Here is a 26592-nt window from a genome sequence, read left to right on the forward strand (position 1 = left end):
ACATTAAACGTTTTCTAAGAGAACGCCGATCAGGCCGTTGCCATAGAGCTTTCACAGGATTCCGACAGGATCATCGGTCCCAATGGGAACACCTGATGAATTCCGGCTGAAGGAAATCCTGTGACCACATTGCTCGCCGTTGCGGCCGACCTCGTCGCGATCGCCCTGTTGACGTTCGGCGTCTATTTCCCGCGGCACCGCCGGCGGGATCTCGTCGCGGCTTTCCTGGGCATCAACGTCGGTGTCCTGGCGGTGACGATCGTGCTGGCCGACTCCACGACGGTCGGCGCGGGTCTCGGCCTCGGTCTCTTCGGCGTGCTGTCGATCATCCGGCTGCGCTCCGACGAGATCGCCCAGCACGAGATCGCCTACTACTTCGCGGCGCTCGCCCTCGGCCTGATCGCCGGGCTCGGTGGCGCGCCGACCGTGCTCACCGGCAGCCTGATGCTGCTGGTCATCGCGGCGCTGTTCGTCGGCGACCACCCGTCGCTGCTGCGCCGCCACCGCAGCCAGCAGATCCGGCTGGACGTCGCGTTCACCGACGAGACCGCGCTGCGCGCCCACCTGGAGAGCCTGCTCGGCGGCCAGGTGACGAGCATCGTGGTGAAGCAGATCGACCTGGTGAACGACAGTTCCCTGGTCGACGTCCGCTACCTCGCCCCGGTCGGCGTCCGCGAGCGGGTGAGCGTCGGATGATCGCCACCGCCATCCGCCGGTTCCGGCCGATCTCGCTGGACGAGCTGGTCGGCGAGGCCGAGCTGCTGACCCGGCTGGACCGCAAGTACCTGCTGCCCGCCACGGAGCTGCCCATGCTGCTGGACCGGATGCCGCACGACGTCCGGGTCCTGCAGATCGGCGCCGAGCAGAGTTTCGGCTACCGCTCGATCTACTTCGACACCCCGGCGCTGGACAGTTACCTGGCGGCCGCGCACGGACGGCGGCGCCGCTTCAAGATCCGGATCCGCAGCTACCTCGACACCGGCGCGCACTTCGTGGAGGTGAAGACCCGGGCGGCGCGCGGGATGACGGCCAAGGAGCGGATCCCGTACGCCGGGGACGGCCGCACCCTCGGCCCGGAGGGCCGTGCCCACGCGGACTCCGTGCTGACCGAGGCGGGCCTGGCCCCGGCCGGGTACGAGTTCCGCCCGGTGATGGCCACGTTCTACCGCCGCACCACGCTCTTCGTCCCCTCCACCGGCAGCCGGGTCACCGTCGACACCGACCTGACCTGGCAACTGCCGGACGGCCGGGTCGCCCGGATGCCGGACTCGGTGATCGTCGAGACCAAGTCGGCCCGGGCCGCGTCCGACGTCGACCGGCTGCTCTGGTCCCTGCATCACCGGCCCTGCTCGATCTCCAAGTACGCCACCGGTCTCGCCGCTCTGCGTCCCGAACTGCCCGCCAACAAGTGGCACCCGGTCCTTCGCCGCCACTTCTCGTTCTAGAAGGAAGCTCCCGATGCGCCTCCGTAAGAGACTGATCGCCGCCGTCAGCTCCGCCGTCCTCGCCGCCGCCCTGATCGCCGGGTGCTCGTCGAGCAGTACCGACAGCACCGCCGCCGCCGAGACCGCCGCGGTCACCACCGTCGACGCGTCGACCGTGGACGGCACCCAGGACGCCGCAACCGTCCTGGCTGCCGACAAGTCGGCGCACACCACTGCCGAAGCCGGGACCGCCGCGGACATCACGCTGAGCGGCACCTCCGCCACCTCGTCCGCCGAGGGCGTCACCGTGGACGGGTCGACCGTCACGATCACCGCGGCCGGCACGTACCGGATCAGCGGGACGCTCACCGACGGCCAGATCGTGGTGAACGCCGCGGACGCCACCGTGGTGCTGATCCTGGACGGCGCGGACATCACCAGTTCCACCTCCGCCGCGATCGCCGCCACCGAGGTGGATCAGCTCGTGGTGCAGCTCGCCGACGGCACCACCAACACCCTTTCCGACACTTCGTCGTACGCCGAGGGCGCCGACGTCAACGCCGCCCTGTTCAGCGCGGGCGACCTGTCGATCACCGGGGGCGGCACACTGGCCGTGACCGGCAACGGCAACGACGGCATCGCGAGCAAGGACGGCCTGCTCGTCGCGTCCGGCACGGTCACCGTGTCGGCGAAGGACGACGGCCTGCGCGGCAAGGACTACGTGGTCGTCGACGGCGGCACGATCACGGTGACCGCCGGCGGCGACGGGGTGAAGGCCGACAACGACGAGGACACCGACGCCGGGTACGTGTCGGTCACCGCCGGCACGCTGACCGTCACGTCGGCCGGCGACGGCATCGACGCGGCCACCGACCTGGTGGTCACCGGTGGCACCGTCGCGGTGGTCTCCGGCGGCGGCCACGGCACCGCGCCCGGCGAGGACGTCTCGGCCAAGGGCCTCAAGTCCGGCGTGCTCACCGTCCTGGAGGGCGGCACGATCACCGCCGACTCGTCCGACGACGCCGTGCACAGCGACGGGGCGGTGCACTTCAACGGCGCGACGGTCACCGTGGCCAGCGGCGACGACGGCGTGCACGCCGAGGGCCAGCTGATCATCGACGAGAGCACGGTCGAGGTCACCTCGGCCGTCGAGGGGCTGGAGGGCGCGCACATCGTGCTCAACTCGGGCGCCGCGAGCGTGGTGTCCAGCGACGACGGGGTCAACGCCGCGGGCAACGACTCGACCGAGGAGGACAGCGGCGGGAACGGCGGCGGGCCGGGCGGCGAGCAGGTCGGCGACTTCTCCGTCACGGTCGGCGGCGGCACGCTGGTGATCGACTCCGAGGGCGACGGCCTGGACTCCAACGGCGTCGCGACGATCACCGGCGGCACCGTGGTGGTCAACGGCCCGGAGCGCAACGGCAACGGCGCGCTCGACGTGAACGGCACCTTCAGCATCAGCGGCGGCACCCTGGTCGCGGCGGGCAGCTCCGGCATGGCGGTGGCGCCGGGCACGGATTCGGAGCAGGGCTGGCTGTCCGCGACGCTGGACGACACCGTCGCGGCCGGCACCACGCTGCAGATCGTCGACGGCGACGGCACCGTGGTCGCCACGTTCGTGACCGGCAAGAGCATGCAGAACATCGTCTACTCGTCGTCGGCGATCACCAGCGGTACGTCGTACTCCGTCTACAGCGGCGGCACCGCGGACGGCGCGAGCACCGGCGGGCTGTCCGCGTCCGGCACGCTCGGCTCGGCCACCGAGGTCGCCACGGTGACCGCGGGCGAGGCGCCGGCCGGCGGGCGCGGCGGGCCCCGCTGATCCCTGCGGGACGATCGCCGGCCGTCGCGGGGGAACCCCCGTCCCGTCCGCGCCGGAGACCCCCGGCGGTCGCCCCGCCAGAGCGGCCCGCGGAACCGGACTCATGCCGGTTCCGCGGGCCGTTCGCTGTCCGCCTGTTCAACCTCGGACACGAGATCTCACAGGAGGACGCCCCGGCCCACCCGGGCGCGAGATCGGGTGCGAGTATGCTTCGTCCACAACAGACGATCGTTCACCACGAGGATGTGGCCGTGCCCGAGCCAGAACACTCCGAGTTGGACAAGACGCCGGAGACCGCACGGATCTGGAACTATCTGCTCGGCGGGACCGACAACCTCCCGGTCGACCGGGCCGTCGGCGATCAGATCACCGCCGCGCTCCCGCACTTCGCCGAACACGCCCGTCTCTCGCGCCGCTACCTGGCCCGGGCCGTCCGTCACCTGGCCGGCGAGGCCGGGATCCGGCAGTTCCTGGACGTCGGGGCCGGCCTGCCCACGGCGGACAACACGCACGAGGTCGCCCAGGCGGTCGCTCCGGACGCCCGGATCGTCTACGTCGACTACGATCCCTACGTGGCGGAGCACGCGAAAGACCTGCTCACCAGCACCCCGCAGGGATCGACGGCCTACGTCCGGGCCGATCTGCGCGACCCGGCGACGATCCTGCGCGAGGCCGCGGCGACGCTCGACCTCGAGCAGCCGGTGGCCCTGCTGCTGATGGGCATTCTCGGTCACGTGGAGAGTGACGAGGAGGCCAAGTCGCTGATCGGCCGGCTGCTGGACGGGCTCGCCCCCGGCAGCTACCTGGCGATGTACGACGGCAGCGACACCGACGAGGAGGTCCGGGAGGCCACCCGCATCTGGAACCTCTCCGCCAATCCTCAGTATCATCTGCGCAGCCCGGAACGGATCGCGGCCCTGTTCGAGGGCCTCGAGCTGATCGAGCCGGGCGTGGTCGCGGTGACCCGCTGGCGTCCGGACCCGGACGCGGCGGAGGCCGCGGCGATCTCGCAGTTCTGCGCGGTCGGCCGCAAGTCCTGAACGTGATACAGCCCCCCGCGGGGGAGGTCGAGGTGTCCGACAACCACGACGGCGGCGGCTCGACCGTGCGCCGGTTACAGCTGGGTGCGCATCTGCGCTCCCTGCGCCATGCCGCGGGGCTGAGCCGGGATCAGGCCGGCTGGAGCATCCGCGGCTCCGAATCCAAGATCAGCCGGATGGAGCTGGGCCGGGTCAGCTTCAAGGAACGTGACATCGTCGACCTGCTCCGGCTGTACGGCGTCGACGACCCGGACGAGCACCGGCGGGTGGTGGGGCTGGCCCGGCAGGCCAACGCGCCCAGCTGGTGGCACGCGTACGGCGACGTGCTGGACACCTGGTTCCAGAACTACCTGGACCTGGAGCAGGCGGCCGAGCTGATCCGCACCTACGAGGTGCAGTTCGTGCCCGGACTGCTGCAGACCGACGCGTACGCCCGTGCCGTGATCCGCCTCGGCCATGACAGCGCCGACCCGGACGAGATCGACCGCCGGGCGAGACTGCGGATGGCCCGCAAGCAGGTCCTGCAACGGCCGGACGCGCCCCGGTTGTGGGCGGTGCTGGACGAGGCGGTGCTGCGGCGGCCGATCGGCGGGCGGGCGGTGCTGCGCGAACAGATCGAGTACCTCCTCGAGATCAGCGCCTCGCCGAACGTCCGGCTGCAGGTGATGCCGTTCGACCGGGGTGGGCACGCGGCCGCCGGCGGCGCGTTCAGCATCCTGCGGTTCCCGCACGAGAAGCTGCCCGACGTGGTCTACATCGAGCACCTCACCAGCGGCCTCTACCTGGAGAAACGCGAGGACGTCGACATGTACGCGGCGGCCATCGGGCGGCTCTTCATCGAGGCCGAGCACCCCAGCCGTACACCCGACATCCTCCAGGGGATCCTCTCCGGTTAAGACATAACCGGGTCACAGAGGACCCACAAGATCCGCGGGTTGACTGCGGGATGTGACGAATCCCCGGAAGTTCAGCCGCCGCAACGTCCTCGCGGGTGGTCTGGGCGTTCTCGCCGCCGCAGCCGGCGGGAGCGCCTGGGCACTCGACCGGTACGTGATCGACCACGTCGAGGTCAGCAACGCGTCGAGCATCGCCGCGCAGAACGTGGCCGCCGCCGAGGCCGCCACCGGCGGCACCGCGACCGCCACCACGTACACCAGCGACACCGCAAAGATCTCCATCGAGACGGTCTCCACCGACTCGCTGACCTATTTCGTCGCGGACGTGCAGGTCACCGACGCGACGATCGTGCGGTCCGCGTTCGCCGGCGACCAGTTCGGCGAGAACATCATCGCCAACCCGTCGGAGATCGCCTCCTCGGTCAACGCGGTTCTCGCGATCAACGGCGACTACTACGGGTTCCGGGACACCGGCATCGTGATCCGCAACGGGGTGAAGTTCCGCGACAGCGGCGCCCGGCAGGGGCTCGCGCTCTACGCCGACGGTTCGATGAAGCTGTACGACGAGACCGCGACCACCGCCGACGAACTGCTCGCCGCCGGGGTGTGGAACACCCTGTCCTTCGGCCCGGGACTGGTCGAGAACGGTGCCGCGATCGACGGCATCGACGCCGTCGAGGTGGACACCAACGTCGGCAACCACTCGATCCAGGGGCGGCAGCCGCGGACCGGGATCGGCCTGGTCGCCGAGAATCATCTGCTGTTCGTGGTGGTGGACGGCCGCGCACAGGGTTACAGCGTCGGCGTGACCATGCCGGAGTTCGCGAAGATCTTCGTCGACCGCGGGGCGCGGGTGGCGTACAACCTGGACGGCGGCGGCTCCTCCGCGATGATCTTCTCGGGTGGGCTGGTCAACAACCCGCTCGGCAAGGGCAGGGAACGCGGCACCAGCGACATCCTCTACGTGGCGGGCTGACCGATGATCGTGCTGATCCCCGCGTACCAACCCGATCACCGGCTCGTCGACCTCGTCCGGCAGCTGGCCCGCCGGGTCGTCGTGGTCGACGACGGGAGCGGGCCCGCGTACACGAGAGTCTTCGACGAGGCGCGCGCAGCCGGCGCCGAGATCGTCACGCTCAAACGCAACCGGGGCAAGGGCGCCGCCCTGAAGATCGGCTTCGGGCACATCGAGGCCCACCATCGCGGGCACGACGTGGTCTGCGCGGACAGCGACGGCCAGCACCGCCCGCAGGACATCGAGGCGGTCGCCGCGCGGCTGGAGGCCACCGGCGCGCCGATGGTGCTCGGGGTACGCCGGTTCACCGGCCGGGTGCCGGCCCGCAGCCGGTTCGGCAACGCCACGACCCGGCTGCTGTTCCTGCTGGTCACCGGCTGCGCGATCACCGACACGCAGACCGGGCTGCGGGGCTATCCGGCCACCATGCTGCGGCGGCTGGGCGAGGTGCCGGGCGAGCGTTTCGAGTACGAGCTGCGCCTGCTGCTGACCGCGGCCCGGGAGAGGATGCCGATCGAGGAGGTGGAGATCGCCACGGTCTACCTGGACGGCAACAGTTCGTCGCATTTCCGGCCGTTGCAGGACTCGGCCCGGATCTACGCGCCGCTGCTGGCGTTCGCCGGCTCGTCGCTGCTGGCGTTCGCGATCGACGCGGCCCTGCTGGCGGTCCTGGTCGCGGCGACCGGTCAGGTGGTGCTGTCGGCGGTGCTGGCCCGGCTGGTCAGCGCCACGGTCAACTACACGGTGAACCGGAGGGCCGTCTTCCACGCGTCGGGAAGCGTCCCGCACCGGCGGGCGGCACCACGGTACGCCGCTCTGGCCGCGGTCTCGCTCACCGCCAACGTGCTGCTGCTGAGCGGCCTCAGCAACCTTCTCGGATCGCTGGTGGTGGCCAAGCTGGTCACCGAGGTGACGCTGTTCCTGGCCGGTTTCCTGATCCAGCGGTCGTTCGTCTATCAGCGGCCGGCGCCGGTACGCCCCGAACTACCGGCAGTCCGGTCCTGGTGACTTTATGTAGAGCATTGTCTATGCTCAGGGCTACCCGTCCCCTATGGTCGGGTGTTCCTGCCGTCTACCGGCCCGGGGAGAACTGAGCACCGTGGAACTGAGCACCGTGGAAGAACTCGCCGCCAACCGGCCATCCGTTCCTCTTCGCCGTGACGCGGCGAAGACCGTACGTCCCGAGGTCGAACGGCGCCTGCGGCGGATCGCCCCCGGACCGGACCCGACGCGAGAGCGGCGATCTATTGACGTATCGCGCTTCCAGTCCGCCATCTGAGGTCGTCCGCCAGTTCGTTCTCAAGGTTCACGGCCTCTGCAACCTCGCCTGCGACCACTGTTACGTCTATGAACACGCCGACCAGACCTGGCGTGACCGCCCGGCCTTCATGACCCCGGCGACCGTGCGCCGCGCCGCCGAGCGGATCGCCGACCACGCGGCACGGCACCGGCTCGACACCGTCGGCATCGTCCTGCACGGCGGGGAGCCGCTGCTTCTCGGGCCGGACCGGCTGGAGGCGGCGCTCACCGCGATCACCTCGGTCGTCGGCGCCGTCACCCGCATCGACTGGCGGATGCAGACCAACGGGATCCTGCTCACCGACCGCCTCGCCGAGATCCTGCTGGCGTTCGGCGTCAAGGTCGGCGTCTCGCTCGACGGCGGGCGCGAGGCCAACGACCGGCACCGGCGGTACCAGCACGGCGGCGGCAGTTTCGACGCGACGGTCCGCGGCATCTCCCTGCTCCGGCAGGAGCGCTACCGTCCGGTGTACGCCGGGATCCTGTGCACCGTCGACGTGGCCAACGACCCGGACGCGGTGTACACCGCCCTGTTGGAGCAGCAGCCGCCGCGCCTGGACTTCCTGCTCCCGCACGCCACCTGGGAGACGCCCCCGCCGCGGCCGGCCGGGGCCGCCACCCCGTACGCGGACTGGCTGAACCGGATCCGGACCCGCTGGCTCGCCGACGGACGGCCGGTGCCGATCCGGCTGTTCGACTCCCTGGAGGCGACGGCCGCGGGCGGCGACAGCGAGACGGAGTCCGTCGGCGGGGACCGGGGCGACCTCGCGGTGATCGAGACGGACGGGTCCTGGGAGCAGCCGGACTCGATGAAGACGACCTTCGACGGCGCGGCGGCCACCGGACTGTCCGTGTTCACCGCCTCCGCCGACGATCTGCTGCGCCTGCCGGTGATGCGGCAGCGGACCGCGCTGTCGGCCACGTGCCGCGCCTGCCCGGTGGTGACCCGCTGCGGCGGCGGCCTCTACGCGCACCGGTACCGGCACGGGAACGGCTTCGACAACCCGTCCGTGTACTGCGCCGACCTGAAGGAGCTCATCGTCACCATGGACAGCCTTCCGCTCTGGGTGGTCGGCCGGCTCTCCGGCGGCGACGCCGTGACGGCGCTGTCGGTGGCGCAGGAGTCGTTCGTCCGGGCCCTGCTGGTCACGGTGGCCGACTCGTGCGACGACGGTCCCGCCGCGGACGCCTGGGATCTGCTCGAGGACCTCGACACCCGGTTCCCGGACGCGGTACGCCAGGTGGTCGCCCATCCGTTCCTGCGGGTCTGGGCGATCCGCCGCCTGCGGGAGAACGCGTCCGCCGGCCGTCTCGCCGACCTGGCCGCCGCGGTGCTGGTGACCGCCGGGGACCCGGCCGAGGTGGTGGTGACGCCCCGGGACGGCCGGGTGCACCTGCCGGCGCTCGGGACGGTGACGTTGCCGGGTGCCCCGGACCGGGCGGTGATATCCGGTGCCGGGACGGTCCGGTGGGACGGCGGGACCGCCCGCCTCGAGGACGGCGATCCGCGGTGGCGGCCGGCGCCGGTGGTCGACCTCGGTGACCTCGTGGTCCGGCTCGAGGACGCCGACCCGTACCGGGACTGTCACGACTGGCCGGCCGCGCCCCCGCTGAGCGCCGAGGACGTCAGGTCGTGGACGCGGGCGCTGACCGGCGCCTGGCAGGTGATCAAACGCGACGCCCCCGGGCAGGTCGAGGGCCTGGTCCGCGGGTTGCGGGCGATCGTCCCGCTGGTCCCCGCCGCGGACGCGACACTACGCAGCGCAACGTCGCGGCACGCGTTCGGCGCGGTGGGGATCGCGGCCACCGACGACCCGGAGGCACTCGCCGTGTTGCTGGTGCACGAGTTCCAGCACAGCAAACTGGCCGCCGTGCTGGACGAGCACGACCTTCTCGACCCCAGGATCGAAGCGACGGTACGCGTCGCGTGGCGCTCCGATCCGCGGCCGCCCGAGGGGGTGCTGCAGGGGATCTACGCGCACCTGGCGGTGGCGGACATGTGGCGCCACCGGCCGGGAGCAGCAGCCGCGGAGATTTATGCCAGTTATCGAAATCGGACAACGGCAGCGATCGACGCGCTCCGCGGGACGGGCGCGCTGGCCCCGCTCGGACAGTCCTTCGTCGACGGTATAGCCGCCGAGATCGCCTCCTGGCGCTGATCCGCCCGGCCGGGCGGAGAGCCGGGTCGAAAGGGTGGACACGAAGCGTTACCATGGCTTCACCGCGGAGGCAGAGCCCCTCGACATTCGCCCCTGACGCACCGTGATCATCGGGCGATCCACTGTGTCTTGCGGCTGACACGGAGAGGAGCGCGAGGTGGCCGCAGCGATCGCCGACGACCCGAGCGCCCCCGTCTTCGCCGTCAGCTACGGCCGGCCCGCACACCCGCAGCCGGTCGCCGCGCCCCGCGAGCCGGCCACCCACGTGATGCGGTTCTTCGACGACCTCACCGCCAACGTCAGCGAGCTGATCGGCTCCCCGGTCGGCCAGCACCCGGGCTTCCTGGACATCCACCACGGCGGCGGCGAGCTGTGGGAGCCGACGGTCCTGCGGGCCGTGGGGACCTGCCAGGTCCTGATCTCCCTGCTCTCCCAGCGCTATCTCTTCCAGAGCGCCTGGTGCGCCCGCGAGTTCGACCTCTTCACCCGGCGCCGGGTGGTGCCGCGGGCCGGCAGCGGGCCGGTGATGGAGAGCGCCGTCGTCCCGGTGCTGTGGACGCCGTTCCGGGACCAGCTGCCCCCGCTGATCGCCAAGGTGAACGTCTTCTCCCCGACCGGGCTGCCCGACCCGGACTACGGCGAGAGATACCGCACCGACGGCCTGTTCGGGCTGATCGAAACCAGGCAGTCCGATGTCTACAAGATGATCGTCTGGAGATTGGCCCTCCACATTCAACGCCTGCACAGTCTTTACTGGGTGGAGCCGGCCGTCCCGGGCGGTGTCGAGGGACTGCGCACCAGTTTCGCCGAGGAGGCCACGTCATGACACGGGCCGTCTCCTTCTTCCTGAGCTACGCGCATTCCGTGCCGCTCAGCGACAGACGGGGCACCGATGACACCGACATCTGGGTGCGGCGCTGCTTCGACGACCTGAAACGTGAGGTCACCGCCCTGACCGGGGCGCCCTCCGCGGACACCGGGTTCGTCGACTACCAGGCCGGGCCGGGCGCCGACTGGAAGGCGATGCTCGACGAGCAGCTGGGCCGCGCCGACGTCTTCGTCCCGCTCTACTCCCCCGGCTACTTCAACAAGTCCTGGCCCCAGCAGGAACGCGCCGCGTTCCTGGACCGGGTCGAGCGGGCGTTCCCCGGCGAGCCGGAGCGGGGGCAGGAACACATCGTCCCGGTGCTGTGGATCCCCCTGCTCGGCCCGGGTGCGACACCGGTCCCCCGCGATCTGGCCCGGGCCGTCTCCCTGGGCACCGCCATTCCGGAGTACGCGGAGAACGGCCTCCGGGCGCTGCTGATGCTCACCTCCTACGCCACGCAGTACCACCGGATCCTGGTCCGGCTGGCGCGGCGGATCGTCGAGGTCGCCGAGGCCTCCGTCCTGCCGCCGGGGCACAGTGTCTCGATCGGTGACATCCCGCGGCTGGAACCGGCACCGGGCACCACACCGTTCGTCGTCGGCGTCCTGGGACCGGCCGGCCCGTGGAAGCCGTTCGGCAAGGCCCTCGACCTGCCGATCGCGGAGTACGCGGCGAACGTCGCCGAGCGCCTCGGCCTGCCCGCCCAGATCGCCGAGCGACCGGCCGACCTCAAGGCGATGGACACCGCCCCGGCGGTCCTGCTGGTCGACCACCGGGTCAGCCAGGGACGGCTCGCCACCCTCCGCGGGCGCATCCACCCCTGGGTCCGGCCGGTCGTGGTGGGTGATCGGGCCGACCGGGCGGGTCCGGTTGTCCACCTGCTGAAGGAACTCGGCGCGACGCGGGTCAAGTCCGCACACGACGTGACACAGTTCGCCCAGATGATGCCCTCGGTCGTCAGCGAGGCGCGCCGGCAGTACCTGCGACAGGCTTCCGTCCAGGCCCTGGACGGGTACCCCCGGCCCCGCCTGGACGGCGACGGATCCGCACCACCCGCATCGGAGAGAAGCAGCGATGGCTGAGCACCGTAACGGCAAAGTGGTCACGTTCTACTCGTTCAAGGGCGGAACCGGTCGCACCATGGCCCTGGCGAACGTCGCCTGGATCCTCGCCGCCAACGGCAAACGGGTGCTCGCCGTCGACTGGGACCTGGAGTCGCCCGGCCTGCACCGGTTCTTCGAGCCGTTCCTGGACGCCGGGGCGATCGAGACCAGCGGCGGGGTCATCGACATGATCCGGGCGTACGAGTGGGCCACCACCCGCCCCGGCGAACGCGAACCGGACTGGCACGAGGACTTCGCCCGGGTGCACAAGCACGCGTTCTCGCTGAACTGGAAGGCGTTCCCGGCCGGCGGGCAGCTCGACTTCCTCTCCGCCGGCCTGCAGAACCAGGACTACGCGGCCAACCTGACCGGCATGAACTGGGACGACTTCTACGAGCGGCGTGGCGGCGGCCGGTTCTTCGCGGCACTGCGGGCCGACATGCAGGCCAACTACGACTACACGCTGATCGACAGCCGGACCGGTCTCAGCGACGTCGCCGACATCTGCACGATCGACCTGCCGAGCGTGCTCGTCGACTGCTTCACCCTGAGCGAACAGGGCATCACCGGCGCGGCCAGGGTCGCCACCAAGATCACGCAGGAGCACGCCAAACGCAACATCCGGATCCTGCCGGTCCCGATGCGGGTCGACCCGGCGGAGAAGGAACGGGCCGACGCCGGGCTCCGCATCGCCATGCAGCGTTTCCCCGAACTGCCCGCCGACATGACCCCGTCCGGCCGCAGCCAGTACTGGAACGAGGTGGAGGTGCCCTACCGGGCCTTCTACGCCTACGAGGAGATCCTGGCGACCTTCGGCGACCGGCCCGGACAGTCCGGCTCCATGCTCGCCGCGTACGAGAAACTGGCCCAGCACATCACCGACGGTGCGGTGACCGCGCTGCCGCCGATGGACGACGCCGTCCGCACCCGGGTGGTGTCCCGCTTCGTACGCCGGGTCGAATTCGCCGAAGAGGAGGTGGTCCTGCACTACTCGCCGGAGGACCAGCTCTGGGCGGAATGGATCCGCGGGCTGCTGGTCGCCGCCGGCATCCGGGTGCGCGGCCCACAGAACCCGGTGCCGGAGAGCCGGGTCGACACCGCCCGGCACCTGACCATCCTGTCGCACGCCAACGCGGGCGCCCAGGACGGCATCGTGCAGCGCGACCTCAGCGATCCGCGGCCACCGCTCGCCGTCTACGTCGAGGACATGACGCCCCTGTCGTCGTTCCCGATGAACTGCTCGGCCTTCATCGGCGGCAAATCCTTCGCGACCGCGATCGAACGGGTGCTGCGCCTGGTCGGGCGCACCGCGCCGGAGGACATCGACCAGTTCGTCACCGGGGTACGGTTCCCCGGCGAACAACCCGCCATCTTCAACCCGCTGGCCCGCAACGCCCGGTTCACCGGCCGCGAGGACGACCTGCTCGACCTGCGGTCGCAGCTCAGCGGCGGCACCGCGGTGGTGCTCTCCGGACCCACCCCGGTGCCCCAGATGCCGGTCGCGCTGCAGGGCATGGGCGGCATCGGCAAGACCCAGGTGGCCCTCGAGTACGCGCACCGGTTCCGCAGCGCGTACGACGTGGTCTGGTGGGTGGACGCCGAACAGGCCCAGTTCATCGACAGCATCCTGGCCGACCTGGGCCGGCGGCTGAACCTGTCGCTGCCGCAGTCCGGCGTCCAGGAGGAGGCCAAGGCGGTGATCGCCGCCCTGGAACAGGGCGACCCGCACGCCCGCTGGCTGCTCGTCTTCGACAACGCCGAGGACGTCCCGAAAGTCCTGAGCTTCGTGCCGAAGGGACCCGGCCACGTCCTGATCACCTCCCGGAACAGCCAGTGGGGCGACCGGGCACAGACCATGCAGATCGACGTCTTCAAACGCCGCGAGAGTGTCGCCCACCTCCGGCAGCGCATCAACACCATCCGCCCGGAGGAGGCCGACCGGGTCGCCGACGTCCTCGGCGACCTGCCCATCGCCGTCGCGGCCGCGGGCGCCATGCTCGCCGAGACCGGCCTGTCGGTGCAGGAGTACCTCCAGACCATCGAACGCCAGGGTCCGGGCAGCACCGTCGACGAGGTGTGGAACCTGTCGCTCGACCTGCTGCGGGAACGGTCCCGGGGCGCGTACCGGCTGCTCCAGCTCTGCTCGGTGCTGGCACCGGAGATCTCCCTGGACCTGATCTACAGCGATGAACTGGCGCAGGAACTGCGGGAGTACGACCCGCTGGTCACCGAACGGGCGTACCGCGGTTCGCTGGTCCAGCACATCAACCGGCTGGCCCTGCTCAAACTGGACGTCGGCCGCAAGCAGATCCAGGTGCACCGGCTGCTGCAGCACGTGGTCCGCTCCCGGATGAGCGAACAGGAACTGCGCGTCACCCGGCACCAGATCCACCTGGTCCTCGCCAAACTGCGCCCCGAACACGAGATCGACGACCCGCGCTCCTGGCCCCGGTTCCGGGTCCTCTGGCCGCACCTGGAGATCTCCAACGCGACCGACTGCGACGACACCTCGGTCCGCCAGCTGATGATCGACCGGATCCGCTACATCTGGGTCACCGGCGGCTCGGTCGAGGGCCGGCAGCTCGGCGAACAGATCGCCGACCGCTGGCAGACGATGCTGACCGCGATGACGAACCCCGCCGACGTGGTCGCCCTGCGCACGCAACTGCTGCACCTGCGCTTCAACATCGCGATCATCATGCGGTCGACGGCCCAGTTCGACGAGGCCCTGGAACTGAACGAGGCGGTGCTCGCCGCACAGACCGAACTGCTCGGCGAGAACCACCCGCACACCCTGATGACCGCCGGCAGCCTCGGCGGCGACCTGCGTGCCCTCGGGCGCTACCGGGAGGCGCTGGAACGCGACCAGAAGACCTACGCCGCCTGGGTCGAACACTTCGGCGACGACTACACCCGGACCCACACCGCCCTGAGCAACCTGGCGACCACCCACCGCCTGGCCGGCAACTTCCGGGAGGCCCGCGCCCTCGACCAGGGCCTGTGGGACCGGCGCCGCGACATCATCGGGCCCACCCACCCGAACACCCTGGGCACCGGCACCAACCTGGGCCGGGACCTGCGCGAGGCCGGCGACTACAAGACCTCCAGCGAACTGCTGGAACAGATCGCCCGGCAGTACGAGGAGGTCTTCGGGTCGAACAACTACCGCACCCTCGCGGCCCGGGCCAACCTGGCGGTGTCGGTCGGCAGCCACGGCCAGACCGACCGCGCGGCACGAATGCTGGAGGATGCGTACGAGCAACTCAACGAAGTGGTCGGACCGGACAACCCGGACACCCTCGCCTGCCGTCTCAGCCGCGCCCTCAGCCTGCTCGCCATCGGGGAGGTCCGCAGCGCAACGACCGAACTGGCCGAGGTCCACGAGGCGTACAGCAAACAACTCGGCCACCGCCACCCGCACTCGCTGCTCTGCCTCACCAACCGGGCGATGACGGCCCGGGTGGGCGGCGACCTGGCCGTGGCGAAGGAATACGCGAAGCGGGCCGCGACCGACCTGGAAAAGATCCTCGGACCGGATCACCCGTACTCGTTGGCCGCCGCGCTGAACCTGGCGATCGTGCACGCTGAGGAGGGAGACCTCCGCGAAGGGCTCCGGCTGATCGACGCCTCACTCAACCGGCACCTGACGGTGTTGGGCACCGACCACCCGGACTACCTGCGGTGCACGGCGAACCAGGTGCTGATGATCGCGGCGAACGGCGAGCGGCCGACCGGGGCCGACGAGGTGCTGGAGCGGTTGACGGCGACGCTGGGCGACAAGCATCCCGCGGTGACGACCTTCCTGGACGGCCATTACCTGCACCGGGTGCTCGACCCGCACCCGTTCTAGGGGTGAGGTTCAGGGACGTCGGCCAGGTGACACGCCAGCCGTCATCCCCGGCCGTCGCCCCGGGCCTCGCCCCAGCCGTCGCCCACAGTTGTCGCCCCCGGCCGTCGCCCACAGTTGTCGCCCCCGGCCGTCGCCCACAGTTGTCGTCCCCGGCCGTCGCCCACAGTTGTCGTCCCCGGCCGTCGCCCACAGTTGTCGTCCCCGGCCGTCGCCCACAGTTGTCGCCCCCGGCCGTCGTCGATCCGCGGATGGACCAGGCCTGACGGCTGAGGTGGCTGAGCCGTCGACCACGGCTGTCCGAGAAGGCGGAAATCAGCCATCGGCGACGGCTCGGGGCACCCGGCCGTCGCCCGCGGTCGTTCTCGGCTCGCGGGCGAACCGTGACCGACGGCCCGGACGACTCAGCCGTCACCCACGGTCGCTCCCAACCCGCCGGCGAACCATGACCGACGGCCCGGACAACTCAGCCGTCACCCACGGTCGCTCCCAACCCGCCGGCGAACCATGACCGACGGCCCGGACAACTCAGCCGTCGCCCACGGCACTCCGGGAGGCGAAACTCAGCCCTCACCCACGGCCGAGACCTGCCATCCGTCGCCCACGGCTGCATCCGGCTCGCGGATCGACCATGGATGACGGCCCGGTGGGCTGAGCCGTGGTCCATGGATGTTCAGAAGACATGACTCAGCCATCAGCGACGGCTGAACCGGCACGGCCGCCGTCCACGGCTGGACCCGCACGGCCGCCGTCCACGGCTGAACCGGCACGGCCGCCGTCCACGGCTGCCGGCCTATGCCATGCGGCTGACGAACGACTGCCCTACCGGCCGGGCACAAGGAGGTTGGAGGTGACGGCGGCCCGGCATCACGGCCGGCCGCGCCCGGGTCAGCGGCCCGGCTTGGCGTCGACGGCGACCGTGATGGCGGCCAGCAGGCCGGACATCAGGTCGAACCGGTCGCGGGGCACCACGTGCAGCACCCCGCCCGTAGCCCGGCTGATGTCCTCGTCGTAGCGGGTGCGGGCCGTCGCGATGTGCCGGTACGGCGGGAGCGCCGCCACCTCGGTAGTCAGCATGTCCGGGAAGTACAGCCGCCCGGTGTGCGAGATCGCCCGCCCGCCGGCCAGGTATCCGCTGCCCACGTGCACGTCGGAGCGCACGTGCACGGCCCGTCCCGGGTGCCAGCCGGGGTGCACGGTACGGAATTCCGCGTACCCTTCGCCGTCGGTGACCTGGGCGCCTCGCAGGTACGTCTCCTCGTCCAGGGTGCCTGCCGGGTCGCAGTGCCGGACTTCCAGGACCACGCCGGTGACCGGCCGGCAGTCCGCGGAGTCGACCACCCGGATCCGCAGCATCAGTGGCACTCCGGTGCGGGTGCCGGCGATGTCGCGGCGGACCAGTTCGAGGGGGAGCGGCTCCGACGGTCCGGGCGGGACCGGGGTGAGGCGGCAGGCGTACCGGCGGATCGGTCCGGGCAGGTGGGCGGGCCGTCCCGCTCGGATCGCCGCGCGGCGGGCCTCGCCCGGGCTGACGGCCAGCCCGGCGAAGGCGGTGGCGACGCGGGCGCTGGTCGCCTCGTGGTCGGCGGCGTCCGGGTCGGCGGCTCGGCTCGCGCGCGCGTCGGCGACGGCGTCCAGCGCGATGTCGATCTCCGGGTCGGTCTCCTGGATGGTGTCCGGTGCCGGGTCGGCGGTCAGGCCGGGGTCGGGGTCGATCTCCAGGTCGGGTTCCAGGTCCGGGTCGAGGGCGGTGCCCAGACCCGCGGTGGAGGAGGGCGGCGCCGGGGGCCACCGTTTAGCCGGCAGGCCTGTCGCCTGGTCCCGGCTGATGACCGGCGTCGTGCCGGTCTCGTCGTCCCGCATGGTGCCTCACCCCCGATGTTGATCACTTCACCGAAGTCGATCTTCGCAGGAAAACGGCCATAAAAAGCGGTTTTGCGAGATTTGTCCAAACCAGTCTCGGGACGCCGACGATGAACGCTGCGCCGATGCATTGAATACCGATAGTCACCGATGTTCGGCCGATCGGGGATCGACGTGGACAGTCCCGGCGTGGAGACTGACTGGCGGGCTTCCTCCCGGTCGCGGCACCTCCCCTCCGCGCCGCGGCCGGCATCGGACCGCACCGGCCGGAGCGCGGTCCCGGCCAGGCCGCTTCGCCCGGAGCGTCCCGGCCCCGGTGCTGCGGGTGGGCGCTGTCGTTGCCGCGACCGCCTTCCCGCAGCACCGTCCGCCGGGTTCAGCCATGCCCGCGCAACCGGAACGCAACCGTCCGCCGGATTCAGCCATGCCCGCCCGACCGGAACGCGACCCTCCGCCGGATTCAGCCGCCCAGCCGGCGGTACCTCCACACCCCGAGCGGCGCGAACACCGCGATCAGCAGCACCGGCCACACCACCGCGAGCAGCAGCGCGTGCTCCGTCGGCCACGATCCGCTGATCGGCCCGGGATTGCCGAACAGGTCCCGGAGCGCCGTCACCGTCGCCGACACCGGATTCCACTCGGCCACCACCCGGAGCCACTGCGGCATCGACTCCGGCGCCACGAACACGTTGGAGACCGCACTCAACGGGAACGCCAGCGGGAAGACGATCGTCGCCACAGTGTCCGGATTGGGTGCGGCCAGCCCCAGCACCACGCCGATCGCGCTCAACGCCAGCCGCAGCAGCAGGAGCAGGCCGATGCCGAGCAGCGCGTTGCCGATCCCTCGATGCGCCGACCAGCCGACCAGCAGGCCACAGACCACCAGCGCGGAGATCTCCAGCAGCGCACGGACCTGGTCAGCGGCGATCCGGCCTACCAGCAGTGCCGAGCGCGCCATCGGCAACGACCGGAAACGATCCACCACACCACGGTTCACGTCGACCGCAATGGCCGTCCCGGTGGCGCCCACCCCGTACAACATGGTCATCACGAAGACGCCGGGCAGCAAGAACTCGCGGTACCCACCTCCGCCCGGCAACGACACCCCGCTGCCGAAGACATAGCCGAACACCAGCACGAACATGATCGGCAGGCTGAAATAGATCACCAGCTCCTCGGGCGCGCGGAGCACATGCCGCAGATAGCGGCCGGTCATCACCAGGCCGTCCGGGACAGCGCGGCCTCGGTGGGCGGTCCTTGCAGGCGCTTTTCCGGTACGTGTGGAAGCACCCGTACCGTGACTCGCAGTGATCATCGGGTCTCCTCCCCGGTCGTCGCACGGTGTCCGGTGAGCTGCAGGAACACCTCGTCGAGGGTGGGCTGCGAGACTCCGACGTCATCCACGGCGATCCCCGCGTCCCGCAGTGCCCGCACCGTCGTGACCAGCGCGTCGACCCGGTCGGTCACCGGCGCGCGGAGTCGCCGCCGGTCCGGGTCGACATCCGGTTCAGTGCCGGTGACCCGCTGCACGACGGCGACCGCGTCGGCCAGCCGCGCGGCGTCCCGGACGGCCACCTCCAGCCGATCGGCACCGATCGTGGCCTTCAACTCCGCGGGGGTTCCCTCGGCCACCACCCGTCCGCTGTCCACCACCGCGATCCGGGCGGCGAGCTGGTCGGCCTCGTCGAGATACTGGGTGGTGAGCAGCACGGTCGTGCCGTCCGCGACCAGCCCGCGGACGGCGTCCCAGACCTGATTGCGGCTGCGCGGGTCCAGTCCCGTCGTCGGCTCGTCGAGGAAGAGCACGTCCGGCCGGCGGATCATGCTGGCCGCCAGGTCGAGCCGGCGGCGCATCCCGCCGGAGTACTCGCCGGCCGACCGCCCGGCAGCCTCGACCAGAGCGAACCGGTCCAGCAGCTCGTCGGCGCGGCGCTGGGCTTCCCGCGGCCCCATCCGGTGCAGACGGGCGAAGAGGATCAGGTTCTGCCGCCCGCTGAGGATCTCGTCGACGGCGGCGTACTGGCCGGTCAGCGCGATCCGCTCGCGAACCGTGCCCGGCTGGCGGACGACGTCGGCGCCGGCCACCTCGGCCCGGCCGGAGTCGAAGCGCAGCAGCGTGGAGAGCACCCGGACGGCGGTGGTCTTGCCGGCACCGTTCGGGCCGAGCAGCCCGTAGACGGTCCCCTCCGGAACACGCAGGTCGAAGTCGTCGAGGCCGGTCGTCCCGCCCCGGTAACGTTGGCGCAGCCCTTCGGCTGCGACGGCGTATGCAGTCATGCCGTGATGGTCACGGGGGCCGCTGACGGTGCTCGCACCGCGCGCTGACGGCCACCGTCAGCCCCGTCAGCCCGTCAGCTTGTCGGCCGTTCTGCAGTCCGGCGTCGGGCCGTCAACCGGTTCCATCAACGCCGTCAGTCCGCTCAGCGCTGTCGAACGCCGTCAGCCCATGTCGGAACGGGTCGGGGCGGCGTTGCGGGCGAGCCGGGCCAGGCCGGCGCTCGCCTCCGACCGCAGCGGGATGCCCTGCAGACTCGACCGGACGGTGAAGACCTCACGGAACCGGTCAGCGGCCGTCGTGGTGTCGCCCTCCTCCTCGGCCAGCCGGCCCAGGGTGAGAAGGATCGACATCCGGGTGCCGTCGGCGCCGTACCAGCCCTCCGGACAGGCGGCGAGCGCCTCGTGACAGCACCGGGCAGCCTCCGCCCGGTCGCCACGGCGCACCGCGATAGTGCCGTGCCCGAGCAGGGCCGCCGCGACCAGTTCGAGCGCGCCGCACTCGCGGGCCAGTGCCGCCACCTGCGCCAGGTCGGCGGTGGCGCCGCTCAGATCCCCGGCGGCGATCCGCCCCTCGGCCCGCCCGCGCAGCAGGTCCGCCACATCCACCGTGGAACCGAGTTCGGTGGCGAGACGCAATGCCTCGTCCAGGATCTCCGTCCCGGCGGCCGGCTCGCCACGCCAGACGGCCAGATCAGCGGTCGCGGACAGGGCGATCATGGTGCCCCAGCGTTCGCCGAGCGCCCGGAACCCGGCCAGGGCCGCGGCGAAGTCGGGCGCGGCCGTCTCCGGACCGGCGCCGGAGAAGAGCCGGATGTACCCGTTGCCGACCGCGCCCAGCGCGTGACTCCACGGGTCCTCGCGCAGCGGCAGGAGCAGCCGTTCGTTGAGGAGCATCTCGTCCGGGTCGGACTGCGGCGGGCCGACCGCCAGCGCGGACAGGTACAGCGCAAACGGCTGCTCCGGCGGGGCGGTCAACGCGGTGAGATACCGCGTCCACCGTTCGTCCGGGCGTTCCGCGCCACCCAGGGCGGCATGAAGAGCGCAGAGGGCGTACGCCTCGAAGTGTCCCGCAGGCGGCTCCGGCCCGATGTCCCGCAGTACCTGCCCGGCCAGCACGGTGGCCTCGGCCCGCAGCCCCCGCAGCCACCAGTAGAACGAGAGTGCCGAGACCAGGCGCAACGCGGTACCGGCATCACCCGCGGCGGACGAGTTCCGCAACGCGGCGTGCAGGTTGTCCCGGTCGGCGTCCAGCCGGTCCAGCCAGACGAGCTGCTCAGCGGTCCGCAGCCACGGGCCGGCGGTCTCGGCGAGCTCGACGAAGTACGCCACGTGCGCCCGCCGCATCCGCTCCCGTTCCCCGGACGAATCCAGGCGCGCCGCACAGTACGCCCGGATGGTCGCCGACATCCGGTAGCGGCCACCGTCCCGCTCCACCAGCGACTTCCCCACCAGCCCGGTGAGACTCTCCAGCACCCCGTCGTCCGGCGCGCCATGACGCCGTGCACTGTAGCCCCGGGTGTCGCCGTTCTCTTCGTGCTCCGGGGTTTCGTGGAGCCGGGTGTTGCCGCAGACCTGTTCGAGGGCTTCCAGGCTCGCGCCACCGGCGAAGACGGTGAACCGCCGGGCGAGGACCCGTTCCTCGTCGGTGAGCAGGTCCCAGCTCCAGGAGACCACCGCCTCCAGGGTGCGGTGCCGGCTCTGCGCCGACCGGCTGCCCCGGGACAGCAACCGGAACCGGTCGTCGAGGCGCGCGGCCACCTCCTCGACCGGCAGCGCATGCAGGCGGGCAGCGGCCAACTCGACGGCGAGCGGCAGCCCGTCGAGCATCCGGCAGATCCGGCCCACCACCTCGACGTTCCCAGCCGTGAGCACGAAGCCCGGGGAGACGTCGGCAGCCCGGTCCGCGAACAACCGAACCGCCGCCCCCGGAGAAGCCGGCCCGCCGTCGGAGAGAAGAAGAGCGGTGCCGGGAATCGCGGTTTCGAGGTGAGTGACGGCTGGGACCCTGGCGCGGGGAACGGGAGCGTCCGGGGTGGCGGTGAGAGGCAGACCGGAGACGGGGCAGAGCGTCTCGCCGGTGATGCCGAGCGGTTCCCGGCTCGTGGCCAGCACTCGCAGACCGGGCGCGGCGGCGAGCAGCGCGGCGACCAGGTCGGCGGCCGCGTCGATCACGTGTTCGCAGTTGTCCAGCACCAGGAGCAGATCGCGGCTGCTCAGCGCGGCCACCAGACGTTCCCGGGCGCTGGGCGGGTGCGGCGGACCTCCGGCCGGCGGTGGGGTGTCGTGCAGGCGGGAGTCGCGTAGGCCGAGGGCGGCGAGCAGAACACCGGGCAGGTCGGCCGGGCCGGCTGGGGCCAGTTCGGCGAAGCAGACCGGACCGGGGTGCCGGGTGGCGGCCTCGCCGGCGAGCCGTGTCTTGCCCGCGCCGCCCGGACCGTGCAACGTCACCAGGCGGCCGGTTCGCAGTGCCGCCGCGATCCGGCTCAGTTCGTCGTCGCGTCCGACGAAACTGGTCACCGGGCTCGGCGGCCGGTTCATCGCCGGACTCATGACATCAGCCTCGACGCCACCCACAGAACCGGCACCCACGGAACCACCGCCGCCGCCCACGGAACCGCTGCCGTCCACGGAACCGGTGTGGCCGGTGGAATCGGCGCGGCCCGCGGAACCGGTGTGGCCGGTGGAACCGGCGACGGCATGACGGCGTGGGACATCGGCACTCCGGGGCGCCGGGATGGACGGGCGCAACAGGGCGGCGTGTGCCTCGGCCAGGGCGGGTCCGGGGTCCACCCCGAGTTCGTCTGCCAGGACGCGACGGCTTTCCGCGTACACCCGAAAAGCCTCCGAAGAGAGGCCCGCGGCGACCAGCGCGCGCATCAGCAGAGCCCGCGGCCGCTCCCGCAGCGGATGCGCGGCGACAACCGTGCGCAACTCGGTGATCGCGGCACCCGGATCGGTGTGCAGCAGGGCCGCGCCGAGGTCCTCCGCGGCGTCCAGACGCAGGTCGGTGAGGCGGGCGACCTGGGCGGCCGCGAACGGCGCGGACCGCACGTCGGCCAGGGCCTCGCCGCGCCAGAGCCCCGCCGCCGCGCGCAGCAGACGGGCCGCCCGGACCTGATCGCCGGCGCCGAGAGCCGTGCGGCCCTCCGCGGCCAGCGCGGCGAAGCGATGGGCGTCGACCTCGTCGGGGGCGATCGCCAGCCGGTAGCCGGCTGGATCACGGTGGATCGGCAGATTCTGCCGCAGGCGGGAGACCTGTGACTGGAGGGCGTTGCCCGCACCGGCCGGCGGTTGCTCGCCCCAGACGCCGTCGATCAGCCGGTCGGCGGTGAGGGGGCGGCCCGCGCCGAGCAGGAGCATCGCCAGCAGCGCCCGCAGTCGTGGCCCGGCGAGCGGGATCGGCCCGCCGCCGGGGTGTTCGGCCCGCACCGGACCCAGGACACCGAACCGCATGTCCCCGATTCTGCACCAACCGCCGGCGGCCGTTCAGGCGCGTTCGACGGCTCTGTCCAGGATGGTCAACAGGCGGGCGATCGCGTCGTCGCCGTCCGGGTCCACGCCGTCCGGTGCCGCTGCGGTCGTGCCCGGTCCGCTCCGGTCCGCTCCGGCCCGGTCCGCTCCGGCCCGGTCCGCTCCGGCCCGGTCCGCGAAATAGCCGGTGTACCAGACACGGAAGGCCGCGGTGGCGCAGGCGACCAGCAGATGCCGCTGCCAGTCGCTCGGGTCGGCGTCCGGGTGCCGGGCGGCGAGCAGGGCCGCCACCTCCTGTTCGTGCTCGTGCGGCACGGCGACCTGGGAGACCTTGAGGTGGCTGGAGCGACGGGCGACCGTGCGCAGCGCGGCCAGCCAGTTGCGGTGGGCGACGACGAAGCCGCCGAGTTCGAGCATCGCGCCGCGGATCACGGCGGTGTCGGTGAGCCCGGCCGGGGCGGCCGCGACGTGGTCGATGACCATGCGGGCCATGGTGCGGACCGGCTCGACGGCGACGTCCTCCTTACCGGCGAAGTAGCGGTGGAACGTCCGGGGCGCGATGTCGGCGGCCACGCAGATGTCGGCGACGGTCACGTTGTCGTAGCCCTTGTCGATGAACAGCCGCCAGGCGGCTTCCACGGCACCGCGACGGCTCTGCTCGCGTTTGCGTTCCCTGAGCGTGGTGATCGTCGGCTCCTTACGCCCTCTGTACTCCCGATGGTAGGGCCGTCCGCCCTGTGAACCCGGTCTCAGGGCCGTGCGGCGACATGCTCCGGCAACCTTGAAGTGGCAGGCTCTGCCTCGTGGCACATTCTGCCACGACATCTTTGAGGAGTTCTCCCATGCCCCAAGCCGCCGACCTCGCCGAGTCAACGGAGGAACGCAAACATTCCTGGACCGGCCGGCAGCTGATCGTGCTGCTGGTGATCGGCACCGCCGCGCTGATGGTGTCGCTGACCCAGTCCCTGCTGGTCCCGGTGCTCAACGAACTCGGCACCGACCTCGACGCCGGCAGTGACGGCGTCGCGTGGCTGCTCACCTCGACCCTGCTCGTCGGCGCGGTCGCGGTCCCCGCCTTCGGCCGCCTCGGCGACCTCTACGGCACCAAGCTGATGGTGCTGATCTCACTCGGTGCCCTGGTCACCGGTTCCCTGATCTGCGCCCTGTCCGACTCGCTGGCCCCGATGATCGTCGGCCGGGCCGTCGTCGGGCTCTCCGTCGCCACCGTCCCGCTCAGCATCAGCCTGGTCGGCGTGGTCCTGCCCCGTGAGCACTCCGGTGCCGGCATCGCCCTGATCAGCGCCATGCTCGGTGTCGGTGGCGCGCTCGGCCTGCCGCTCTCCGGCGTGGTCGCCGAGTACGCCGACTACCACGTGCTGTTCTGGATCTGCGTGGTCGGCGGCCTGCTGGTCATCCCGGCCATCGCCCGGCTCGTCCCGCAGCCCCCGCGCGCGGGCGAGGGCACGATGGACATCCCCGGCATGATCCTGCTGGGCGCGGCGATGCTGGCCCTGCTGCTCCCACTCGCCCAGGGTGACACCTGGGGCTGGACCGACCCGCTGACCATCGGCCTGCTGGTTTCCTCGGTCGTGCTCATCGTGGTGTTCGTGCTGGTCGAGCTGCGCCGCCGGTCGCCGCTGGTGGACGTGCGGACCACGGCCCGTCCGGCGCTGCTGCTCACCAACCTGGCGTCGCTGTTCGTGGGGTTCGCCCTGTTCGCCACGCTGATCGGCACCGCGACCTACGTGCAGATGCCCGAGGCCACCGGGTACGGGTTCGGCACGTCGATCCTGGTCGGCGGCCTGTGCATGCTGCCCGGCGGTCTGATCATGCTCCTGCTGTCGCCGCTCTCCGCCCGGCTGGCCCCGCGGACCGCGCTGATCGGCGGTTCATTGATCATCGCGCTGGGATTCGCCTCCCGGATCTTCCTGACCGGCAGTCTGACCCAGGTGGTGGTGGGGGCCACGATCGCCGGAGCGGGAACAGGCATCGCGTACGCGGCGATGCCCGGACTGATCGCCCACGCGACGCCGCTGTCCGAGCTGGCCGCGGCCAACGGTCTCAACGCGCTGTTCCGCAGCATCGGCAGTTCGCTGGCGAGCGCGATCGGCGGGGCGCTGCTGGCCGCCAAGACGATGGATCTCGGCGGGCACGAGCTGCCGTCGCTGGGGGCGTACCAGTGGCTGTTCGGCCTGTGCGCCGGGGCCGCCGTGCTGGCGGCGCTGCTGGCCCTCTTCATCCCGAAGCACGCGGCGACGGCGGACGCCGCGATCCCGGAGTGAACAACTCCCGGGGGTGACGATTCAACCCGTGGGGTCCGGCGTCCGTATCACCGGTCACCGGACTTCACGGGCGGTACACCTTTATAACGGGATTGAGCGGGTATCAGCAGTAGGTCAGATTACTGTCGGTTACACACGGGTGCCCTTATGTGAAGGGCGTCAATGAAATAGCCTATCCTCGTCGCCGTCTGCAGCGATGATCGGATCATGGAGGACGCGCGTGGTGGAGGAGCGAGCCGGCCGGCGCATGGCTTCGGCTCGTGACGGACGCCTTCTCTCCTACGAGATCACCGGAGACCCGGACGGCTCCCCGGTCTTCCTGCTGCACGGCACCCCCGGCAGTCGCCTCGGGCCGAAACCCCGCAGCAGCGTGCTCTACCGCCTCGGCGTCCAGCTGATCTGCTACGACCGGCCCGGTTACGGCTGGTCCGACCGGTCGGACCAGCGCACCGTGGCGGACGCCGCCGCCGACATCGAAGACCTGGCCGACCATCTGGGCCTGGAGTCGTACGCGGTGGTCGGCCGCTCCGGCGGCGGCCCGCACGCACTGGCGGCAGCCGCCTGCACGCCGAAACGGGTGAGCCGGATCGCCGTGCTCGTCGGGATCGCGCCCTCGGACGCCGACGGCCTCGACTGGCTGGGCGGGATGACCGACGCCAACGTCCAGGAATACGAAACCGCCGACACCGACTGGCGCAAACACGTCGAACGCCTGCGGCTGAAAGCAGACCGGGCCCGCCGCGACCCGGAGAGCATGGTCGACGTGCTCCGGACCCAGATGACCGACCCTGACCTCAAGGTCGTCGACGACATCGTGATCCGGCGCCTGCTGGCGGAGACCTACCGTGAGGCGCTGCGGCAGGGCCCGTTCGGGTGGATCGACGACGTGGCCGCGTTCCGGCGCGGCTGGGAGTTCGAACTCAAGGACATCACCGTGCCGGTGCTGCTGTGGCACGGCGCGGACGACAACTTCTCGCCGGTCAGCCACGCCCGCTGGCTGGCCCGGGAGATCCCGCACGCCGAGGTACGCATCCAGGCGTCCACCGCCCATTTCGGTGCGGTCGAGGTGCTGCCCGAGATCCTCGGCTGGCTGGTCGCCGACGAGCCGGCGCTGGCCGGCCACCCCCCGATGCCGCTCAGCTTGAGTTGATCAACGCCGTCGCCGGTGACCATGCGATCCCCTTCGCCGCGGCGGCTCGTCGGCCGTTGACGGTGGCAGTCACATC

19 protein-coding genes are annotated in these 26592 nt (G+C 71.4%); 14 read left to right on the forward strand and 5 right to left on the reverse strand.

Going from position 1 to position 26592, the window contains the following annotated elements; genetic code table 11:
* Window positions 1–120: 120 nt before the first annotated feature.
* The 12 genes from WH85_RS17340 (at window position 121) to fxsT (ending at window position 15476) form a co-directional block, all read left to right on the forward strand.
* Window positions 121–696 carry a DUF4956 domain-containing protein gene (locus WH85_RS17340; protein ID WP_045742917.1) on the forward strand — a complete coding sequence of 192 codons (576 nt, stop codon included), beginning with the start codon at window positions 121–123 and terminating at the stop codon, window positions 694–696.
* Complete coding sequence (locus tag WH85_RS17345) at window positions 693–1445, forward strand: polyphosphate polymerase domain-containing protein (RefSeq protein ID WP_045742918.1); 753 nt, start codon at window positions 693–695, stop codon at window positions 1443–1445. The genes WH85_RS17340 and WH85_RS17345 overlap by 4 nt, the downstream gene beginning before the upstream one ends.
* A 13-nt stretch (window positions 1446–1458) precedes the next feature.
* Window positions 1459–3246: a carbohydrate-binding domain-containing protein gene (locus WH85_RS17350; RefSeq protein ID WP_045742919.1), complete on the forward strand. Its 1788-nt coding sequence runs from the start codon at window positions 1459–1461 to the stop codon at window positions 3244–3246.
* Window positions 3247–3491: 245 nt separating this feature from the next.
* Window positions 3492–4286, forward strand: coding sequence for an SAM-dependent methyltransferase (locus WH85_RS17355; RefSeq protein ID WP_045742920.1), 795 nt, complete (start codon window positions 3492–3494; stop codon window positions 4284–4286).
* Window positions 4287–4318: 32 nt separating this feature from the next.
* The gene (locus tag WH85_RS17360) at window positions 4319–5182 is read left to right on the forward strand and encodes a helix-turn-helix domain-containing protein (RefSeq protein ID WP_045742983.1); all 864 of its coding nucleotides are present in this window, start codon (window positions 4319–4321) and stop codon (window positions 5180–5182) included.
* 52 nt (window positions 5183–5234) lie between these two features.
* Entirely contained in the window at window positions 5235–6158 is a 924-nt protein-coding gene (locus tag WH85_RS17365) for a phosphodiester glycosidase family protein (protein ID WP_245673977.1), read from the forward strand.
* A gap of 3 nt (window positions 6159–6161) precedes the next feature.
* On the forward strand, window positions 6162–7205 hold the full coding sequence (locus tag WH85_RS17370) for a glycosyltransferase (RefSeq protein ID WP_045742922.1): 1044 nt from the start codon (window positions 6162–6164) through the stop codon (window positions 7203–7205).
* Between the two features lie 91 nt (window positions 7206–7296).
* Window positions 7297–7476 carry a hypothetical protein gene (locus tag WH85_RS51615; protein WP_169792456.1) on the forward strand — a complete coding sequence of 60 codons (180 nt, stop codon included), beginning with the start codon at window positions 7297–7299 and terminating at the stop codon, window positions 7474–7476.
* Window positions 7445–9655: an FxsB family cyclophane-forming radical SAM/SPASM peptide maturase gene (locus tag WH85_RS17375; protein ID WP_045742923.1), complete on the forward strand. Its 2211-nt coding sequence runs from the start codon at window positions 7445–7447 to the stop codon at window positions 9653–9655. The genes WH85_RS51615 and WH85_RS17375 overlap by 32 nt, the downstream gene beginning before the upstream one ends.
* A 157-nt stretch (window positions 9656–9812) precedes the next feature.
* Window positions 9813–10481 carry a hypothetical protein gene (locus tag WH85_RS17380; protein WP_045742924.1) on the forward strand — a complete coding sequence of 223 codons (669 nt, stop codon included), beginning with the start codon at window positions 9813–9815 and terminating at the stop codon, window positions 10479–10481.
* Window positions 10478–11605, forward strand: a complete 1128-nt coding sequence (locus tag WH85_RS17385) for a TIR-like protein FxsC (protein ID WP_045742925.1) — start codon at window positions 10478–10480, stop codon at window positions 11603–11605. The genes WH85_RS17380 and WH85_RS17385 overlap by 4 nt, the downstream gene beginning before the upstream one ends.
* Window positions 11598–15476, forward strand: coding sequence for an FxSxx-COOH system tetratricopeptide repeat protein (fxsT, locus tag WH85_RS17390; RefSeq protein ID WP_045742926.1), 3879 nt, complete (start codon window positions 11598–11600; stop codon window positions 15474–15476). The genes WH85_RS17385 and fxsT overlap by 8 nt, the downstream gene beginning before the upstream one ends.
* A gap of 885 nt (window positions 15477–16361) precedes the next feature.
* Here fxsT and WH85_RS47035 read toward each other — a convergent pair.
* The 5 genes from WH85_RS47035 to WH85_RS47040 form a co-directional block, all read right to left on the reverse strand.
* Window positions 16362–17336 (reverse strand): peptidase associated/transthyretin-like domain-containing protein, encoded by a 975-nt coding sequence (locus WH85_RS47035; RefSeq protein ID WP_052720512.1) that lies wholly within the window; start codon window positions 17334–17336, stop codon window positions 16362–16364.
* Between the two features lie 460 nt (window positions 17337–17796).
* Window positions 17797–18552 (reverse strand): ABC transporter permease, encoded by a 756-nt coding sequence (locus WH85_RS17400; protein ID WP_045742985.1) that lies wholly within the window; start codon window positions 18550–18552, stop codon window positions 17797–17799.
* A 95-nt stretch (window positions 18553–18647) separates the two neighbouring features.
* On the reverse strand, window positions 18648–19613 hold the full coding sequence (locus tag WH85_RS17405) for a daunorubicin resistance protein DrrA family ABC transporter ATP-binding protein (protein WP_045742927.1): 966 nt from the start codon (window positions 19611–19613) through the stop codon (window positions 18648–18650).
* A 162-nt stretch (window positions 19614–19775) separates the two neighbouring features.
* Entirely contained in the window at window positions 19776–23066 is a 3291-nt protein-coding gene (locus WH85_RS17410; protein WP_063775518.1) for an AfsR/SARP family transcriptional regulator, read from the reverse strand.
* Between the two features lie 33 nt (window positions 23067–23099).
* On the reverse strand, window positions 23100–23723 hold the full coding sequence (locus tag WH85_RS47040; protein ID WP_052720513.1) for a TetR/AcrR family transcriptional regulator: 624 nt from the start codon (window positions 23721–23723) through the stop codon (window positions 23100–23102).
* A 203-nt stretch (window positions 23724–23926) separates the two neighbouring features.
* On the opposite strand from WH85_RS47040, the gene WH85_RS17420 reads away from it, so the two are divergent.
* Window positions 23927–25366 carry an MFS transporter gene (locus tag WH85_RS17420; RefSeq protein WP_045742928.1) on the forward strand — a complete coding sequence of 480 codons (1440 nt, stop codon included), beginning with the start codon at window positions 23927–23929 and terminating at the stop codon, window positions 25364–25366.
* 247 nt (window positions 25367–25613) lie between these two features.
* Window positions 25614–26516 carry an alpha/beta fold hydrolase gene (locus WH85_RS17425; RefSeq protein ID WP_045742988.1) on the forward strand — a complete coding sequence of 301 codons (903 nt, stop codon included), beginning with the start codon at window positions 25614–25616 and terminating at the stop codon, window positions 26514–26516.
* Window positions 26517–26592 lie beyond the last annotated feature (76 nt).

Origin of the sequence: Actinoplanes rectilineatus, from assembly GCF_000962825.1 — a bacterium.
In the GTDB taxonomy this organism is placed as follows: Bacteria; Actinomycetota; Actinomycetes; order Mycobacteriales; family Micromonosporaceae; genus Actinoplanes; species Actinoplanes rectilineatus.

What these genes read in the sequence shown, in the direction of transcription:
- WH85_RS17345 (WP_045742918.1), top strand. Translation starts at nt 693, where the DNA reads ATGATCGCCACCGCCATCCGCCGGTTCCGGCCGATCTCGCTGGACGAG.
- WH85_RS17350 (WP_045742919.1), top strand. Translation starts at nt 1,459, where the DNA reads ATGCGCCTCCGTAAGAGACTGATCGCCGCCGTCAGCTCCGCCGTCCTC.
- WH85_RS17370 (WP_045742922.1), top strand. Translation starts at nt 6,162, where the DNA reads ATGATCGTGCTGATCCCCGCGTACCAACCCGATCACCGGCTCGTCGAC.
- WH85_RS17385 (WP_045742925.1), top strand. Translation starts at nt 10,478, where the DNA reads ATGACACGGGCCGTCTCCTTCTTCCTGAGCTACGCGCATTCCGTGCCG.
- fxsT (WP_045742926.1), top strand. Translation starts at nt 11,598, where the DNA reads ATGGCTGAGCACCGTAACGGCAAAGTGGTCACGTTCTACTCGTTCAAG.
- WH85_RS47035 (WP_052720512.1), bottom strand. Translation starts at nt 17,336, where the DNA reads ATGCGGGACGACGAGACCGGCACGACGCCGGTCATCAGCCGGGACCAG.
- WH85_RS17400 (WP_045742985.1), bottom strand. Translation starts at nt 18,552, where the DNA reads ATGACCGGCCGCTATCTGCGGCATGTGCTCCGCGCGCCCGAGGAGCTG.
- WH85_RS17405 (WP_045742927.1), bottom strand. Translation starts at nt 19,613, where the DNA reads ATGACTGCATACGCCGTCGCAGCCGAAGGGCTGCGCCAACGTTACCGG.
- WH85_RS17410 (WP_063775518.1), bottom strand. Translation starts at nt 23,066, where the DNA reads ATGCGGTTCGGTGTCCTGGGTCCGGTGCGGGCCGAACACCCCGGCGGC.
- WH85_RS17420 (WP_045742928.1), top strand. Translation starts at nt 23,927, where the DNA reads ATGCCCCAAGCCGCCGACCTCGCCGAGTCAACGGAGGAACGCAAACAT.
- WH85_RS17425 (WP_045742988.1), top strand. Translation starts at nt 25,614, where the DNA reads ATGGCTTCGGCTCGTGACGGACGCCTTCTCTCCTACGAGATCACCGGA.